Source organism: Paenibacillus roseus (assembly GCF_016424485.1).
Taxonomy (GTDB): Bacteria; Bacillota; Bacilli; order Paenibacillales; family Paenibacillaceae; genus Paenibacillus_D; species Paenibacillus_D roseus.
In genome coordinates, this window is the sequence record NZ_JAELUP010000117.1 from 241,388 (window position 1) to 260,070 (window position 18,683).

Here is an 18,683-nt window from a genome sequence, read left to right on the forward strand (position 1 = left end):
CAGCTTATTGTTTGTTGAAGGAAAGGGAATTATGTGAAAATAAGGATAAATACGATTAAAAAGCCGTGAATCCCTTCGTAACGGGAATTCACGGCTTTCACTTTTTTAGTAGGTAACTTTGACGGTTTTGATCTCGAACGGACGGAATGTCAGTTCGGCTTCCTCTTTGCCGCCAAGCGCCTCTACAGGCTCTTCAAGCATATTGGTAATGTGATCCGCACGCGTACCGGCGGCAAGCTTGAGCTTGGTGCGGGTGTATGTTCCTTCTGCTTCATACAGACGGAGAATAAATGCACGCTCCGCATCCTCGCAAGGCTTCACAGTCTCAATAATAATATTGTCCGCTTCCACCAGCGCTAGCGAATGCGTCTCGGATTGTCCCTGCACAATGACCGGCGGGCTGTTCAACTCGTACGCAGGATGGATGACGGAAGAGGCGCCAAAGCCTTCATCATGCGGGTAGAAGGAATACGTACATTCATGCAATCCTTTGTCCCCACGGTAATCCGGCCGTACCCCGCCCTTATGCAATGTCAGACGCATCTCTCCACCTTCAACAGAAATGCCGTATTTGCAATCATTAAGCAGCGCTACCCCATAACGGTTCTCGGACAGATCGCTGTACTTATGATTCAGCACCTCGAACATCGCCTTTTCCTCGCTTGTATTTCGTGTGGTCGGACGGCACAAGTACCCGAACTGCACCTCCTGGCGAACAAATCCGGTATGAATGGACGTGCTGAAAGCAGTTTTGAGCAGCCTGTGGTCATCCTGCCAATCCATCAATGTCTCGAATCGCACTTCGGGACTGTCCGCAAAGAAGATCATGTCCTGTTTCACCGTTGATTTTGGAGATACGCGATACTCGCTGCGCAGCCGGAATTCTGCCGGTCCGTCAGCAACAATCTGCCGACTGAGCAATTCTCCCGCAGGCGCCAGCTTCAGCTCAATATCAGCATCGATATCCCAGCTGTCCCATGCATTTGGAACATCTTCCGCCATCAGGAAGGTATTCAGGGACAAGCCAGAGCCTTTCAGCTCGCGGCCATTCCGCTTGTCGATGAAGGAGGATAGATAGCCCTGTGAATCAAACTGGATCGAAGCAAAAGGCGTCTCCAGCGAACCTTCGGTATAAACAAACGGGGATTCTCCTTCCGGCTTGCCGTCTGTTAATTTCAAGGATACGGATGAGAAAGCCGGAATTTCCAGCCCGGACAGCGCCAGCTTCCGGTTCCCTTGCAGATCCTCAAATACCTGCTGCGCATACGCGCCCTCGACCTTCTGATCGCCTTCAATGTCCAAATAGACGGTATCGCGGCGTGTAAAGGACAGCGTATTGATGACCGAAACGGTCTTCTCAGTCTGCTGAACGGATACCCGTTCGAGAAGTAGTTGACCACCCTTGTCAAACAGCTCGGCCATCTCCTCATGCGTCTGATCATGGGCTCTTGGTATGCTCGTACCCGGCAGCGTATCATGGAACTGGTTCACCAGCAAAATTTCCATAAGCGGACGAATACCTTCATCCGAGGCAACCTGTCCGGCTCTCACCGCTTCCTGAACCGTCACATATTCCAGATCCCGCAGGAGGAACTCGGCTTTACGGTTATTTCGCTTAATGTTATGCTGGTTGGTCAGCGTTCCCCGGTGAAGCTGCAAGTAAAGCTCTCCGGTATGCGTGGACGGATTCACAATTGTGCGTTCCAGCTCCTTCATGAATTCCCCGGCAGTGACATGGGCTGAACGCGGTACGCCTTCCAGATCCTGGACCCGGCGCGCCATCTCGATCATTTCAAATTGCGGCCCTCCGCCGCCGTCGCCGAAGCCATAGGAGATCAAACGCATATTGTTAACGGTCTTTTCTCGTATGGGGTCATTGTGCTTTTTCCCGTCGACGACAAAATCAATCAGACTCTCGGCATCCGGCCATATATGCGTCCGGTTGAAGTGTGTCAATACTTCTGTTCCGTCAATACCCTTCCAATAGAAAGTCTCATACGGAAAAGGAGTCGTGTCGTTCCAGCTAAGTTTGGTCGTCAGGAAATAATCGACGCCGAAACCTTTCATAATTTGCGGAATGGCTGCACTGTAGCCGAACGTATCCGGAAGCCAGAACGCGTTGGAGGTGTAGTTAAAATGCTCCCGGGTATAGCGCTGTCCCCATAAAAATTGCCGGATAAGCGATTCACCGCCCGTCAAATTGCAATCGCATTCTACCCATACCGCTCCGTTCGGCTCATACCGCCCTTCCTCAACCTTCTGGCGAATGTCCTCGAACAGATCCGGGTAATGCTTGCGGATCATCTCCGTATGGTAGGAAGAACTCTGAATGAATTTATATTCGGGATAACGCTCCATCAGGCTGATCTGATTGGAATAGGTCCGCGCGCATTTTTTGATCGTCTCGTCGCGGTGCCAAAGCCAGACCGTATCCATATGGGAATGGCCGATCAAGCCGGCAAAAGGCGCTGATGCAGAGTTTGTCGCCTTCAGCACTTCCTTCAGTATCGGAGCGGCCTGTCTCAATGCCTCATAGAACACTTCATTGTCTACGTTCTCGAAGGAGTAATATAAAACTTTGTGGACTTCTGCGAGCGCATTCACAACATTGGCGCGGCGGAAACTGTTCTCGTCCAATGACGACGCAAGCTGATTCAGCGTTTTTAAATCAAACAGAAAATCAGATACTTCTTCGTTCATAAGACAAATATCTACACCGTTGTATTCATAGTCATAGCTGCGATGGCCGATCTCTTCAAACGGCATACAGCCCTTGACATAATGTCCTGCATAATATTCCAGCGCAATCTCGATCTGTTCATTTGCAGCTACATTCTGCTTGAGCAGGTCGCAATAATGGTTGCCGTGTCCCGTTACGACGATTTTGCTGCAAAAGGTGCCAAACGGCTTGCCATTCACCCATAGCATCGCCTCATAGCCTTCGATATGCGGCCTGATATACAAGGATTTGCCTTCATACTGGGGCGGCACGGTGTAACTGCCTTTGAACCAGCAATAGGTCCCCTCCCCCTGGTATCTGTCGCCGGGCTGACTGGCCTCAAAAAGAGCGTCCTCCGGAATCACATGCCACTGGCGATCTGTATGGAATTTGCTCATCGGCGCTTGACCGATCGCCTGGAACAGCAGCGGTTCCAATGTTGTCTCAAAGCGCTGCAGCTTGGACAGCATGCGCTCAATCTGTTTGTTGGTAAGCATTTTATACCTCCTGCAGGGTTGTTAAATATGAATAGGGAAATCAGTTTGATATAACTATATTATTCATTTGTATGGTATAATTGCAACAACTTTTTATTTTGATATATCAATCTTGTTGTGCTCTATATTCGCTATGCTGCCTGCTATGGTATGATTAAACCATAATTTGCTTAGGGGGTCCTGCGATGTCTGAACTGTCTGGAAAAGAACTGCCAAAAGCGCGATCGGTAATTGGGGAACGCCGGGATATTCAAGTTCAAATGCAAGATGGCGTGCGTCTGATGACACATCTGTGGCTACCGGAGGGGGACGGCACCTGGCCCGTCATTCTGGTGCGGAACCCCTATGTGGATGGTGATTTTGTTCCCGATCCTGAGATGGTCCTGTTCGCCGAATACGGCTATGCGGTGGTCATTCAGGAATGCAGAGGGCGCGGGTCCTCGGAAGGCGTCTGGGAGCCGTTCGTCAATGAAAGACAGGATGGCCTGGATACGCTGGACTGGATTATCGCAAGTCCATGGTGCGACGGGAACATCGGCCTGCTTGGCGGGTCTTACCTGAGTTTCAATCAATGGACGCTGGCTGACAGCCTGCCATCTCAAGTCAAAACGTTATACTTGTCGGTTCTCGGTACAGAAATGCACCGGTTTATGTATATGGACGGCATGTTCCGGCCGGACATCCTGACCGGATGGGCTGTAACGAATTCTTCTGTTGATTTGGACGGGCGCAATCATAAGGAGTTGGAGGATCAGGCCCGCAAATTCCGCCCCCCCATTGATATGGACGAGAGTCTGCTGGGCAAAAGGCTGGACTGGTACCGAAGCCTTTTGCAAAATCCCGGAGCTGCCGATTCGCTGTGGCAAGAAGGGTTGTGGGAACGACTGAGCAGCATGGCGTCCCGTATTAGCGTTCCGGTCTGCATGGTAGGCGGATGGTTTGATATCGCCATCGACAGCATGTTCACGGCCTATAATAAACTGCGTCCCGAAGTGCGGGAACGCAGCCGTTTCATTATCGGACCATGGGTGCATTCCCTTGCCCCGCACGGCGACCGTTTTTTCCCAAACGGATCAGTACAGGGGGGCAATGGCGGCACGCGGGAGATTTTGGCGTGGTTCGATCATATGTTGAAGCAGTTGCCGTATGAAGATAAGCTAGGCATTATCAAAGCCTACGTCATCGGTGAGGATAGCTGGAAAGAATGGGCCGCCTGGCCGCCCCGCCAACTAATCGAAACCTATTATCTTCATGGCGCGAACGGGTTAAGCACGCAGGCAGACGAGCAGGAGCACAGCGCCTCCTATCTCTATGATCCGCTGGACCCGGTGACTACGGTTGGGGGCAGCGGGCTATTGTCCGAGTTCGAGAACGCGCCCGGACAGCCTCGGACAGCTTGTGTGCTGCAGCCTGAACCAGGGTATCGTCACGATGTTCTCACCTTTATCTCCGACGAAACGGACAGCGAACTTCGAATCGTCGGCGCAATCGAGGCTGTGCTGCAGATCAGTTCTTCAGCTGAGGATACAGCCTTCACCGTCAAGATCAGCGAGGTGATGCCAGGAGGAGCAACCTATAATATCGGAGACGGCATTACTTCACTAGCTTATCGCAATGGCTCCACCTCCGCTCTTTCGTATGTTCCCGGCTCGCAGGCAGAAGTCAAGCTTGAGCTGTGGCCGACAGCCTGGACGATCCAGAAGGGCTCACGTATCCGGCTGGATATTTCATCCTCCAACTTCCCAGCCTATCATGTGCACCCCAATCTTCCCGGGAACTGGGCGGAGCATGCAGAGGTAACGACAGCCTCCCAGACCGTATACTGGGGAGGCGCCCACACGGCGCTGATTCGGCTGCCCTTGATGGATGGAACTCCAAGCTGATCAAGAGGGACGCGCGATTGCATGTTATGAAACAGCATGGACGGAATTGACTTATGCGGAAGGTTTGATATACGATGACAAAAAAATGAAACCGGAGAAAGATCATGCCGAAAGACCCGCCTAAAATGTTATATCAAATTATAAAAGAAGATATTCTATCGCGTATTGAAAACCAGCAGTTCAGTTATGACGAGCCGATCTGTACGGAGAAGAGCCTGTCCGAGCAGTACGGAGTCAGCCGCATTACCTCCAAGCGGGCGATTGACGATTTGGAGAAGGAAGGCATTCTGTACCGCAAGCGCGGCGTGGGCAGCTTTGTCCGGCGTGAGCCTGGTCCTGCCTTGGAGGATCAGAAGGCCGAGCTTGATCCTGCTTTGCCGGAAGCAGTTGAAGGCATAACCATTCCTTTGGTGTTGCCGTTTGCCGTTACGCTAGGCGGCATGATGCGCACTGTGGAGGCGGCAGCCAGAGAGCTGGCCTCGCATGGCTATCATTTGGCCATCCATATTTGTGAACACGACCCGGACAAAGGACGTAATCTGCTGCTTCACCTCTATGCACAGCATGCTGCCGGTCTGATTTTCTACCCGGCGGGCAAGGAGTTGCATGCCGATATTTTGAAAATGTTCACAGATAGCGGCAGAAGGGTAATCATCCTGGACAAGCCGCATGCAATCGACTATTTAAGCAGTGTGGTCTGCGATCATTACGGCGGCAGCTACATGCTGACCAGTCACTTAATCAGCTATGGGCACCGCAAAATTGCTTATTTGTCACGAAACTCTCCTGAAGAGATGAGCAGCTTGTCTGCCCGTTTCAAGGGGTTCATGCAATGTATGAAGGATAACGGTCTGACGGTTGATCCTGAACATGTAAAGGTAAATGCAAGCATGGATTATCATATGCTCAAGCACATTATTAACAGCCTCTACCGATCCGGAGTAACGGCTATTGAATGTGAGAATGACGAGGTGGCCTTTCATGTGCATATGTGCTGCCTTGGCCTGTCGATTCAGGTACCGGAGCAGATGAATATCACCGGCTTTGACAATATTGAGTGGGCTGTTACCGGAAATGCGCAAATTACAACAATTGATCAGAACTTTCCGGCTATTGGAGAAGCGATCGCCAGATTGATTCTGGAGCCAGGCAGCAAGCCGGTAATCCAGACGATTCCGGTGGAGCTTGTTCCGCGGGCGTCGACCGGGCCTTGCTGACTGGGACTTGTGTTGATAAGTGAACTTGCTCCTTCCATTCACAAAAACAACTGATGCTGCTTCCGGTACTCTCCCGGCGTGAATGAAGTTTGGCGTTTGAACAGCCGAATAAAATAATTTTGATCCTGAAACCCGCACTGTTCGCCGATTCTGATCAAGGGCAGCTCCGAATGCGCCAGCAGCCGCTTCGCGCGTTCGATCTGCAGGTGATGCCTGAACTTTAACGGGCTCATGCCCGAATAGTGCTTGAGGCAGCGTGACAAATAATCGAAATGGTAGTGCAGCTCGCGCTCCATCTGCTCCGAGTTGAAGGGCGAATCAAGGCGGTCAGCCAAGTAAGAGGCTACCTTCTCGCCAAGAAAATAGGAGCGGGCCTGCGGGCTGCTCTTTCGCATGCCGTTTTGCATATGTGTAAGCAGTTGACCGAACAAATTGTGCAGTTCGAAGGACCGGTATGTGGTCAACACGCTGTGCAGCTTGAGCATTTCTGTCAGAATTGGCATAACCACGCGCAAATCAATAGCAGCGAATTTAGGAATATCGATGATGGCCGGATGAGGTGCTGTATCCTGATTTGACGCTTCAAGCAAAGGCTGCTGCCAGTTCGTTTTCTCCACCAGTTTTGGCTGCGAAGCGGACGGGTATTGGAAGTGTATCCAGTATACCTCTGTATCTGTCTCTGACGGACGGTAGCCTTGATGGGTTTTGCCAGGCTCCAGCACAAGCATCATGCCTTGCGCGACATCGTATTGAATTCCATCCTCCTCCATATACAGCGTTCCCTTGGCGCAAATAATCAGGTCATATACATTGAATTGGCGTGTGGCATGTACTACCCCTGCTGGCCACAATACATGTCCGATCGTTGCCAGCAGCGGAAAAGGCGGAACCTGCAATTCAAGTACGAACATCTTATCTCACCTACTCATTTATAATATAGAAATTGTACTATATAAAGTCGCTATTGTCAGCTGTATCAGGTCTGTAAATTCTATAGAGTGGTAGATATCATATGATTTTATGGGAGGTTTTTTTCATGAGCAATCAATCATTGATAGAACGTCAACAGTGGTTTGTTAACTTGAGACACGGCATGTTCATTCATTTTAATAGCGCAACATTTCAATTTTCAGATTCGGAAATTAATGACTGGGAATACGGACATGAAAACTTCGATGAGCCGCGCCTGGCTGTATTCGATCCGAAAGATTGGAATCCGGAGCAACTGGATTGTACGCAATGGGCTAAAGCTGCCAAGTCTGCAGGCATGACATTTGCAGCGCTGACCGCCAAGCACCATGAAGGCTTCAGCCTGTGGCCAAGCCAATATACCGAGCATTCCGTTAAGAACGCAACTGTAAAGCGGGATGTCGTAAAAGAATATTTGGACGCGTTCCGAGCAGAGGGCATTGAAGCGGGACTTTACTTCTCGGCACTGGACCTGCACCATCAGATCGGCCGGAAGAAATGTACGCCGGAAGACAAACAGTTCATCAAGAACCAGATTGAAGAGCTGTTGACCGGCTACGGTAAAATCTCGTTCCTGATTATTGATGGCTGGAATGCGCCTTGGGGTGGTCCAAGCTATGAGGCCCTGCCTTTCGAGGAAGTGGATGAATTGGTAAAACGGTTGCAGCCGGGCTGCTTGCTGATGAATATCGGCTGCGAATCCGGGCTGGATCATACCGACATTGTCTTCTATGAAAATGCAGCCGGTCAGGAAATCGATGATTCCTTTAACGGTCCAGGGGCAAGCTGCAACATCTTGACCAAAACCTGGTTCTGGAGAACTGAAGATACCACAATGGAGCTCAAAACTGCTGATTGGGCAGTAGAGAAAATTCAAGATTGCAACAAGCATAATGTATCGTTCCTGCTCAACGGTGCTCCTAACCGGCATGGACTGCTGGATGAGAACATTGTAGCGCGGTTTAAAGAAATCGGCGAAAAATATGTGCTGCCGACAGATCTTGAAACCATTCCTGAGAACTGGCTGTATAGAAAATAAGAGACCGACCCGGAAAAAAGAAACCGTTCCTTTCGTAATGGCGGGCCCTGCCCCCGTTACCGAGGAACGGTTTCTTCGTATGATCAGGTCAAGCCCGAATGTTTGGGAGTTCAGGAAAACCCTTACAAAACGGACCGGGAGCTGCCCGAACCCGTGGGCGAATCACAGAGATGGCACCTGCAGTGGCTTCCCATTGGAGTTGCCCGGGAAGCATCTTCAATATGATTTGCCCGATGCCCGTCAATCCCGCTGACTCGGCATAGTCGCTCTGTCATGCTCAAGCTGACCAAGGATTTTGCTGGTCGCCATGCCCGGAAACGAATCGAAGCCAGAGTGGTTCAATGAAATGACGGTTTCAACATTTCACATGTAAAATGACCATGCCCCTTCACTGGTTATCCCCATGTGGATAACGGCTTCTAATCCTGCGGATTTAATCCCATTTATTTACAGTTGTGGTTCGCTTTTCGATAATCAATGACGCATTCTTATTCGCTTTTGAAATTCAGTTTAAAATCATATTCAGACAAGTCAATGCTCTTTACTTTAGAGTTACATAATGTTAAGATCCAAATATGGAAAAATTTATTGTTTGAATTGTTGGTCAGCTTTCAATATAAAAACTTTAACAGCTTTAACTCATTGACAGAAGTTGATAAATTTGATCCCAATAAAGAAAAAGAAATTATTGATAATATTAATCAAAACATTCATGCATTGGATATTCCAAAAAATTATCAAGAAAAAGAGGGGCTATCACTTGAAAGAGTTGATGAAATAAAGAGGGAAGCAATATATAACTCAGTTCAAAACCAAAATAATAATATGCAATTAATGGCATCTGAGGCTGCCGGTGCATTTGATACTTATTATAATCACAACACTACCACAGGTAACTTTACAGTTCAGGCTTTAGTAGCTAATCGAAAATATGTACAATATACTGGCAGTACAATCGGTAACCCGAAAAATGCATCTACCCTTTTTAGCTATAAAAAAATTGTTGATAATTATGAGAATACCGTAATAAAGCAAATGGAAAGTGCGCACTGGAGTGAAGTTGCTGGTTGGGTTGCTACACTAACATCTGGAGCTTTATTACTTGCTAGTTTTGCAACTGGACCAGTAGGTTGGGTTGCTATTTTCAATGCCAAAACTATTGCTGAGATGTTTGCTTTTTTTATTGGTTTTACTTCAACAGCGTATGCCATTGTTCAACGAACTCAATTAAGCAAGAATGCTGCAGAACTAAAAAGTGCAGCATATAATAAAATTTGGGGAAATAGTAATTGGGACACAGGAACTACTGCGTGGAGTATAGTTGATGGTTATTAGTATTTCTCTATTTTTTCGGACTGATAACGCGCTAATCATACCGTTATAAGGGATTGCATATTAGGGATACCTATTAAACTTTCATTAAACGATTATTAGGAGGTACGATTGAACAAGTATGTTTTCTATATTGTGCTGTCAGTATTCTTAATTCTCTTTTGTTTGGGAGCAATAATTCTTTCTTACTGGGACATACTACAATTAAAAACAGGTGCGATTAATAGCGAAGTTAAAAAACCTTCTTTAATTACGTTACTCCCATTTTTTAGCGGATTACTAATCGGTAGCATTAATTTGCCTATTTCTATTTATAGGTATAATAAAAATAAATCAAAATCTGGCTCAATCTAAAAATGAGTGGTTGTACACTTGAACTCGGTAAACGGAGTCGATTACATTCAATTTAGGATACCAGCTTCTTAGCATGACCGATTATGAGTAATGTAATGGGGTCTGTCAAGTTTTTTCGTATTATGAGGTTAGCCAGCTAAAAACTGGCTGACCTCTTTTTAGTAAAGATAGTCCTTACTGAACCGTTTCTCCAAATAATTCACAATTTTGCACAACGGAGAGTTATTCTCGTTCATGATAACTTATATAGCAGTTATATCCGAATTAAGAAAGGGACTACACTCGCGCCTAAGAGAATATTACCACAAGAAAAAACGAAGGCAGGCCCTACACAGCAGTCGTAATCGCTTGTGCCAGCAAGGTAGTACATCACGTCTACCTTTGCTCAAACAGGGCAGCCTTCCGCTTTTTTAAATGAGATTTATTTGTTATGCCCTACAGCAGTCTATCAAGCTCTACACTTTACAGAAATATCCATTTAAAAAGCAGTATAGCTGGTTTTACATATTTTATTGCCCAACCCCGATTTTAGTGAGCAAGTACGGCCGATTCGACATTTTCTAAAAACCGTTCACAATCGAGTGCCGCCATACACCCGGTGCCCGCTGCGCTGATCGCTTGACGGTAGCGGCTGTCCTGCACATCGCCGCAGGCAAACACGCCTGGGATGTTCGTGGCTGTAGTGCCCGGAGTTACGAGCAAGTACCCGTGATCATCAGTCGTTAATTGTCCGTCCAGGAACTTCGTATTCGGCGTATGACCAATCGCGATAAAGATACCTGCGGCCTCGATCACCTCTTCGGCGCCGGTCTCATTATTTACAACTTTCAACCCGGTAACGCCTTGATCGCCGGCCAGCACTTCCTGCGGGGTCGCATTCAGGTTCCAGCTAATTTTCGGATTGGCCTGCGCCCGGGTCTGCATAATTTTGGAGGCCCGCAACTCACTGCGGCGGTTCACCAGTACGACCTCGCTGGCAAAACGGGTCAGGAAGTTTGCTTCCTCCATCGCCGAATCTCCTCCGCCCACGACAATAATTTTCTTATTGCGGAAGAAGAAGCCGTCACAGGTTGCACATGTGCTGACTCCGCGGCCCACATTTTCTTTTTCCCCGGGGATACCCAAATACTTCGCTGAAGCCCCTGTCGATACGATAATCGATTCGGCTTTAAGTTCTCCCTGACCTTCCACATGGACTGTGAACGGACGCTCGGAGAAATCTACTTTATTGACCCACCCGGTCAAAAATCTGGCTCCGAACCGTTCTGCCTGCTGTCTCATATTGCTCATCAATTCCGGTCCCATAATACCATCAGGGAATCCGGGGAAGTTCTCGACCTCCGTAGTCGTCGTAAGCTGCCCGCCAGGTTCTGGACCTTCAATGACGAGCGGCTCGAGTCCGGCTCTTGCCAAGTATATTGCAGAGGTGAGTCCTCCGGGACCTGTTCCGATAATGATCGTTTTATTCATGGCAGTTCTCTCCTCATATCCATTTATATGTGCTGGATTCATCTGTAAATAATTGTACCTTACGCGCATTCGTTTCTCATGAACATCAAATGAAGACAAAATGAAACCTTCATGAAGAAATCATGAAGGTTTCATGAATATTACTCATCCGATATCCGGTAGCCGACGCCACGGACGGTAATAATGAATTTCGGTTTTTTCAAGTCATCTTCCAGCTTGCGACGCAGACTTTTAATATGCACATCGACGGAATTGCTGCCGCCAAAGTAATCATCGCCCCACAATTCCTTCATAATTTCGTTCCGGGTCAAAGCCGCTCCCCCAACGGAAAGCAACAGTTTGAGCAAATTGAATTCGGTTTTGGTCAGTTCGACTTTCACCCCGGATTTATGAACCGAAAACCGTTTCAAATCCATCGTAATATCTTTAAAGCGCAGCTGGTCTGCATCGACCCAAGGCAGCGCCTGATTCTGATTCGCCAGTTGATCGATTTTCTCGAGCGCTTCCGGGATCGGGCACGGCCACACAAGCGCAGCATGATCGTTGCCGCTCTGCGGTACCTGCTGCTCGTCACCCACCAGGAGAAGCACAGATCTGAAATTGGACGGCATCTTCATCTGCTCCACTGCTACCGCCTTGGACTGGTCAATGACGAACAAATCGCTTTCAATCGTTGCCAAAATCGGATCGTTCTCATGATGAAACACCAGTACATCATAACAGCGAATCGTAAGCGCCATGACCAGTGAACGAATCAGAGCAGGGAATGGGCTTATAATGACAACTCGTCTTGTCGTTTCACAAAATGCGCCTTCCTCAAAGCCACCTGCATCGTCCAAGAGCAGCTCTTTGTCATTAAAACTTTGCACGCGGCATTCCTCCTTCCCTAATCATTCCTATCCTTCTATTAAAGCAGCAAATGATAAGCTTTGGCAACCGTTTAAAAAACACCCCCTTCATATACGCTCGGCAGTTCTCCAAGCATACACGAAGGGGGAAGATTTATTCAAAACATACTTATAAAAAAGATCCGATAATCGAATATAAAATAATTACGGTGAACAGCACCGTCACATGATTCAGCGAAAAGATGAACAAAGTCGTTGCCCATTTCTCCGGCTGCATCCGTTTAGAGCCAACAATACTTATTACAAGCCATGCGATGCTCAAGACCAGGGCAATCGCCACCACCCAGACGCTTAAGGACATGAACAGGAAACTTGAGGCGATAAGCGCAACCAGATAGAAATTCGTCTGCAAGTAAGTGCGCCGAAAACCTTTAACTACCGGCAACATCGGAATGCCTGCCGCTTTGTATTCATCATGCCTGCGAATAGCAATCGCATAGAAGTGCGGCATCTGCCACAGCAGCATGACCACAAACAGGCCCAGCGCTCCCATATTAAAGTCGGATGTAATAGCCGCCCAGCCGATCAGCGGCGGCATGGCCCCGCTCAAGCTGCCGATTTCCGTATTATAGATCGTATGGCGTTTGGACCACATTGTATACGCGACAGCGTATGCGAACAGCCCCAGAAATCCGAACAGTGCGGCAAGCGGCGACGCCAGCCACAGCAAGACAAGCCCCAGGACAGACATGCCGCCTCCAAGCCAAAGCGCTTGCGCCAATGTGATCGCCCCTGTGACGGTTGGCCTGTTTTTGACCCGGTCCATAATAGAGTCAATATCCCGGTCATATACATTGTTCAGTGTGCCCGCTGCGCCAATGACCAGACTGGAGCCGAGAATTGCCAAAATAATCTCCGGAATTTTCTCCAGAGGACTGATTTGATTCGTATATAAAGCTACTGACAGCCCGGCGAACATCACAACCAGGTTCGAACGAATAATGCCCGTTTTTATCGTTTCCCCGAGTATCCTGGACCAGGATTGGGATTCATGAGCCAAACTTATGCTCCTCGCTTCACTCATTTGAATTTCGCCTTCCTTCCCAGCTATGTTGCTACATACAAACTTACTATATAATGAAGGATAAGAACATCTTTTTTGCATGATCTTCAAAAATTGTTCGAAAAGAAATGAACACTTCATGGATGTCGCTCCATTTCTGGCCCATCTGGAGCGATTCAGGGCTTATAATTTCAGAAGAAACAAGCATAAACGGCTTTGCCGTCCTTTGACGGGCAAAACTTCGTTTCGTGGTGAAAAACAAGAATGACGATATAGGAGGGACTGGCATTGTCTCAGAACCAACACTCGCTTCCGGCGCAAAAACGAAACTACAAGCCGATGATTATTACCATCACGATAATCGTAAATGGACTCGTAATCCTTCTCTCAGGCATGCCGGGCTATGAAAATTTTGACGCTTTTGATGTGACCATCCTGCCGCTTCTAAATGCGATCTTCAACAGCTTTACCTTCCTGTTCCTTGTAGGAGCGCTGATCGCTATCATGAAACGCAACGTCAAGGCACATCAGCGTTTTATCTATGGCGCTTTGACGACGACTGCCTTGTTTTTGCTAACTTATGTCAGCTACCACTTTCTGTCCAGCTCTACGAGCTATGGGGGCACCGGCTTTCTGAAGGGGCTTTACTACTTTATTCTCATTACTCATATTGTTCTTGCTGCCGTCATTGTCCCGCTCGTATTGACTACGGTCGCCCGGGCCTGGAATATGGAGAACGAGCGCCATAAAAAGATCGCCCGCTGGACGATGCCGCTCTGGCTGTATGTCAGTCTGACTGGCGTTCTCGTCTATGTGATGATTTCCCCATACTATTAAATCAAGAACCGAACAGAGCTTGCTCCTTCGTGCTGAATGACAAGCAAGCCCGTCCATTGCAATCATGGACGGGCTTGCTTATGCATCATAATATGAATTGCTCACACGCAACCGACAATAAGTTCGCGAATTACTTGCCGAGGAAGCTCTTGGTAAAGAACTCCAACTGGTATTCCAGGCTCAACGGATCATTGAAATAAAATGATTTGGCATCGACCTCGAAGAGCCGATTATTTTTCACCGCTGCATTGTTTTTATAAATGGCTGTATCCTGGAAGGAGTTGTCTTCATCGGCGTTTTTGCTGAAAATAACGTAATCGCCGAAGTAATCATCCAGCACTTCCGTGGATAGCGCCGCATAGCCATTCTCTTTTGTTCCTTCTTTTACTTTCTCCGGCATGTCGAACTTGAGCTCTCCATACAGAAGTTCCGTCCCGCGGCCAAAGTTATAGCCGTATACGTACAATTGCTTGTTGAAGGTCTCAACAACAGATACGGTTGCGCCCTCGCCGACCTTGGAGCGAATTTCCTCACCGGCTTTCTTGGCCCGCGCCTGGAAGTCCTCTACCCACGCCCTGGCTTCCTTCTCCTTATTCAGCAGCTTGCCGACCTCGATCTGCTGATCCAGGAAATTCACCTTGTTATAGGTATAGGTTACGGTAGATGCAATTTGCTTGAGCTTGTCCACATTTGCAATACCTGACAGTCCGATAATAAGGTCCGGCTGCAGCTGCATGATCTTCTCCAGGCTTTCGTCAGAGACCGATTCCACATCCTTCAAGAGCTCTGCGAATCGGGGGTTTTGCTTGGACATTTCATCTACGCCAACCATAGGCACATCCAGCGCCATCACATTACCGGTCAGAAAACGGGTCAATACGACGACTCGCTGCGGGTTTTTCGGCACCTCAACCGGACCGTCCTCCGATTGGTAGGTAACGGTGCCAGCATCCTGCGTGCTCGTATTCGAGGCAGGCTCAGTGGGGGCATCACCGCCCTTGACGGTATTATTCGCCTGATTGCCTCCGCAAGCGCTTATCAGCATAACGATTAGTAAGACAACCGGAACAAAATGCTTTTTCATACAAGTTTCGCTCTCCCTTATTCATGTATGTCTCCATGGAAAACTGGATTTCAAAATGAGTTTATCAATGATAATGAAAACCATTCCCATTTACTTAAATTATTATAGAGAGGGTTCATGCGCGAAACCATGCCTTTTTGTTGGAAAATCAGCTTGGACTATTAATCGCCAACTAATAATGCTACAGCCCGTTGAAGCTGAAGGCGAATGGAGACCGGATTGTAAGGAATCCAATCATCCAGATTTAGATGATGCGTACGGTTTTGCCGTACTGCAGCAAGTTGCTGCCATTCCGATGACCGGAATACAGCTTCGGCATGTGTCGTAGAGCCGTTCGCATCCGGGTAGACGATCACAAGCAGACGGTCACCCGCATAATCCGCAAGCTCTTCCAGCTCGATCGGAAATGAATGGAACAGGTCTTTCTTTCGCTCCATCTCGTCTCTGACCTTGTCTGGAGGGTTCAATCCCAGCGATTGATACAGGACATAACCGACATTGCGCGCGCCATAAACAAGCAACTGCTGCGGACGAAGTACGAAAATTGCAATGACTTCACCCGCCGCATCTGTCTGCTGAACGATCTGACGTGCCCTCTGCTCTTCCTGTTCAAAATCAGCAAGCCACTGTTCGGCTTTCTCGCTGCGATTAATCGCATGCGCAATCAGACGGAAATGATCCTTCCAGCCAAGTCCCATCCAGGAGACGTCAATGACAGGCGCAGCTGCCCGGAGCTGCTCTGCATTCATTCCATACCGCTGCAGATGCTGCCGGGCTGCTATGATCAGACCGACGTTGTTCTCAAGCAGTACAGATTGAACATGCTGAACCGAAGAGCCTGCCGGGACAAAAATCATCGATTGTGGCACAGTCACATCTTCCGCATGAACATACTCGCCGCTTTCCGCAATGGTAACGACAGGCTCCAGCCCAAGCTGCAGCAGATGGCTGGCATAAGGAGCGAGCATGACTGCCACACGCGGGGCAGAGCCCTGGTCGTAGTAGGAAGGCGAAGCTCCAGTCTGACGCTTGAAGCGCCGACTGAGATAAAATTCATCCTTGTAGCCGACCTTGAGCGCAATGTCCCGCAGCGTAGCTGTGCCGCCAATCAGCAGTTCCATCGCCCGGTGCACGCGCAGCCGGGACAAATATTCATTGGGAGAGAAGCCGGTCACCTTCTTGAACAGGATGGAGTAATGGGACGGACTGATGCCTGCCATTGCCGCAAGATGCTCCCGCGTTATTTTCTCATTGAAACGATTCTCCAAATACGAAATGCTGCGCTCTAAACTCGGCTGCTCTCCTGCTTCATGGTCGGTTTCCTGCCGCTCCAGCAGTTGAAGAATCAACTGGTGGAACAAAATCTGGTTCTTCACATACCGAAGCTCATCTGCCGGAAGCCGGTGCCGATACAGCGCCTCCATCTTCGCGACAATGGACGGTTCATGCGGAAAGAATTGAATATGGCCAGAAGCGACATCGCTTCGCCGTATCATGACATCTTCATCCCCCACTGACACCGGCTTGCAGATACCGATAGACAACTTTAGAACATGCATAGGGGAACGGGGGTCGGCCAGCAGAACTCCTTGCTGAAATGCCGGAATCAACACGACGCTCCCTTCAATAAGCTCATAGGTCTGTTCTGCGATATTCAAGCTGCCTTTGCCAGAAGCGATGGCAACGAGAACCGCAGCGTTTTCTTGAAGGGTGTGGGTTGGCAAATTGGCAGTACCATACAGCGAATCGATGCTGTTCATCGTATATAAAGGGAAGCGGGACTCCGCCCACTCCGGTACATTGTGGTTCACAACCAAGCCTCCATCGAGATGAAATGAAGAACCATTTCAGATGATTCTTTGCATAATTTTAAGCCTTATTATCCCGGTTAGGAAGCATGAAAGCAAGCGCTGATGCCGCTACATTTTGCCGAAACAGACCTTTGAATCGGCTCATCCCCTCTCGAATTTGCTGCTCATTGAGGAAGGAATAGCTGATCCGAATCCAGGATCGGTACTCCTTGAGCGGATCACAGATGCAGCCCGGCACGAAGGTGATTGAACTGGCCGTGCTCGCCTCCAGCAGCGTCTCCAAATGCACATGCCCCGGCAATCGGACCCACAGGTTGAATCCCCCTGAGGGACTCTCCCAGCTACATCCGGTGTCTGTTAACTCCTGCTCCATGATTTCCTTGCGGACAGCAAGGGCTATCCTCAGTTTGGCCAGATGCTGCTGCAACCTTTCAGAGAAGAAATAACGCAAAAAGATTTTCTGGTTGAGCAGCGGCGTTCCGCTATCGGACAAAGACTTGGCACGCAGCAATTCCTTCATGACTGCAGGGCGGCAGGCAACTACAGCGATGCCAAGACCCGGAGCTACATATTTGCTGAAACTGCGGACATAGATGACATAACCGGATGTATCATAAGCAAACATGGGCAGCGGAGGCTCCTTGTCAAAGTATATATCCCGGTAAGGGTCATCCTCTATCAGCAGGCACCGGTACTTCTGCGCCAGCTCCACCAGCTTCTTGCGCTGCTCCGCCGGAACGGTGTACCCCGTCGGATTGTGAAACGTCGGATTCAGATAGAATAGTCGGGGTTTGTACTGCTTCATTAACCTCTCGACCTCTTCCAGGTCATACCCCTGCCGATGAATCTCGACGGGCAGGATTCGGGCGCCCTGCCTTGTGAATACATCAATCGCCGGGCTGTATGTAGGACGCTCCAACAATACAATATCCCGTGGCTTGACGATCACTCTGGCGATCAGGTCAATCGCTTCCTGCGAGCCGGATGTGACGAGCAACTCATCCGACGACAGATAGAAGCGATGCTTCTCCGTGAAATAATGGCTGAGCGCCTCCCTCAGTTCCTCATCCCCCTGTATGGTTGAATAGGTCCCAAGCACTTTGGGATAGAGATCGAATACCTTTTTCACATATTCGGAGAAATAATGATTGGGCAATAAATTGGGGTCGAGCAGCGCGATGGAAAATGTATAGTCCGCCTTCACATCACGGATTTCCGAGAGACTGCTTCCCTGCACAAAGCCCCGAATAATCGGGTCCTGGCGGGGATGAACAGACTCGGACACTGTGGAGCGGACATAGTAGCCCTGCTTGTCCTTGACGTAGACCTTGCTGTTCTTCTTGAGAAGCTGGTACGCCTTGAACACGGTCAGTCTGTGAACATGAAGCTCGGCAGACAAAGCTCGGATGGATGGAAGCTTCTCTCCCTCCTTCCATTCACCCCGCTGAATCCGCTCCAGCAGATAGTCATACACTTGTTTGAACAGCAACACGGACGCCTCCTTTGTTCCCCTATTATAAATGATCTCCCTGCAATCTGTTCTATCCAGTTTCTTCTGTT

General features: G+C 48.8%; 14 protein-coding genes. 6 read left to right on the plus strand and 8 right to left on the minus strand.

Features of this window, described 5'->3' with window-relative positions; all coding sequences use genetic code 11:
- Positions 1-105 precede the first annotated feature (105 nt).
- A complete protein-coding gene (locus JFN88_RS24070) occupies positions 106-3,216 on the minus strand; it encodes an alpha-mannosidase (RefSeq protein ID WP_199021885.1) in 3,111 nt (1,036 codons plus the stop codon).
- A gap of 185 nt (positions 3,217-3,401) precedes the next feature.
- Between JFN88_RS24070 and JFN88_RS24075 the strand changes: the two genes are divergently transcribed.
- A complete protein-coding gene (locus tag JFN88_RS24075) occupies positions 3,402-5,099 on the plus strand; it encodes a CocE/NonD family hydrolase (RefSeq protein ID WP_199021886.1) in 1,698 nt (565 codons plus the stop codon).
- Between the two features lie 104 nt (positions 5,100-5,203).
- Positions 5,204-6,316, plus strand: a complete 1,113-nt coding sequence (locus JFN88_RS24080) for a GntR family transcriptional regulator (protein ID WP_199021887.1) — start codon at positions 5,204-5,206, stop codon at positions 6,314-6,316.
- 38 nt (positions 6,317-6,354) lie between these two features.
- Here JFN88_RS24080 and JFN88_RS24085 read toward each other — a convergent pair whose 3' ends face one another.
- Complete coding sequence (locus tag JFN88_RS24085) at positions 6,355-7,227, minus strand: AraC family transcriptional regulator (protein ID WP_199021888.1); 873 nt, start codon at positions 7,225-7,227, stop codon at positions 6,355-6,357.
- Between the two features lie 125 nt (positions 7,228-7,352).
- Here JFN88_RS24085 and JFN88_RS24090 point away from each other — a divergent pair, with 125 nt between their 5' ends.
- The 3 genes from JFN88_RS24090 to JFN88_RS24100 all read left to right on the plus strand — a co-directional run bounded on the left by JFN88_RS24090 (position 7,353) and on the right by JFN88_RS24100 (position 10,010).
- Positions 7,353-8,324 (plus strand): alpha-L-fucosidase, encoded by a 972-nt coding sequence (locus tag JFN88_RS24090; protein WP_199021889.1) that lies wholly within the window; start codon positions 7,353-7,355, stop codon positions 8,322-8,324.
- 588 nt (positions 8,325-8,912) lie between these two features.
- Positions 8,913-9,659, plus strand: a complete 747-nt coding sequence (locus JFN88_RS24095; RefSeq protein WP_199021890.1) for a hypothetical protein — start codon at positions 8,913-8,915, stop codon at positions 9,657-9,659.
- 108 nt (positions 9,660-9,767) lie between these two features.
- On the plus strand, positions 9,768-10,010 hold the full coding sequence (locus tag JFN88_RS24100) for a hypothetical protein (RefSeq protein ID WP_199021891.1): 243 nt from the start codon (positions 9,768-9,770) through the stop codon (positions 10,008-10,010).
- Positions 10,011-10,538: 528 nt separating this feature from the next.
- On the opposite strand, the gene trxB is transcribed toward JFN88_RS24100, so the two are convergent.
- From trxB to cyoE, 3 genes are all read right to left on the minus strand, one after another.
- Entirely contained in the window at positions 10,539-11,480 is a 942-nt protein-coding gene (trxB, locus tag JFN88_RS24105) for a thioredoxin-disulfide reductase (protein WP_199021892.1), read from the minus strand.
- Positions 11,481-11,620: 140 nt separating this feature from the next.
- A complete protein-coding gene (locus JFN88_RS24110; protein WP_332908548.1) occupies positions 11,621-12,349 on the minus strand; it encodes a winged helix-turn-helix domain-containing protein in 729 nt (242 codons plus the stop codon).
- A 148-nt stretch (positions 12,350-12,497) separates the two neighbouring features.
- Positions 12,498-13,412, minus strand: a complete 915-nt coding sequence (gene cyoE / locus JFN88_RS24115) for a heme o synthase (RefSeq protein ID WP_199021893.1) — start codon at positions 13,410-13,412, stop codon at positions 12,498-12,500.
- 318 nt (positions 13,413-13,730) lie between these two features.
- Between cyoE and JFN88_RS24120 the strand changes: the two genes are divergently transcribed.
- On the plus strand, positions 13,731-14,228 hold the full coding sequence (locus tag JFN88_RS24120; protein WP_199021945.1) for a DUF420 domain-containing protein: 498 nt from the start codon (positions 13,731-13,733) through the stop codon (positions 14,226-14,228).
- A gap of 130 nt (positions 14,229-14,358) precedes the next feature.
- Here JFN88_RS24120 and JFN88_RS24125 read toward each other — a convergent pair whose 3' ends face one another.
- The 3 genes from JFN88_RS24125 to JFN88_RS24135 form a co-directional block, all read right to left on the minus strand.
- A complete protein-coding gene (locus JFN88_RS24125; RefSeq protein ID WP_199021894.1) occupies positions 14,359-15,312 on the minus strand; it encodes an iron-hydroxamate ABC transporter substrate-binding protein in 954 nt (317 codons plus the stop codon).
- 161 nt (positions 15,313-15,473) lie between these two features.
- The gene (locus JFN88_RS24130) at positions 15,474-17,123 is read right to left on the minus strand and encodes a helix-turn-helix domain-containing protein (protein ID WP_199021895.1); all 1,650 of its coding nucleotides are present in this window, start codon (positions 17,121-17,123) and stop codon (positions 15,474-15,476) included.
- A gap of 58 nt (positions 17,124-17,181) precedes the next feature.
- Positions 17,182-18,612, minus strand: a complete 1,431-nt coding sequence (locus JFN88_RS24135; protein WP_233168386.1) for an aminotransferase-like domain-containing protein — start codon at positions 18,610-18,612, stop codon at positions 17,182-17,184.
- Positions 18,613-18,683 lie beyond the last annotated feature (71 nt).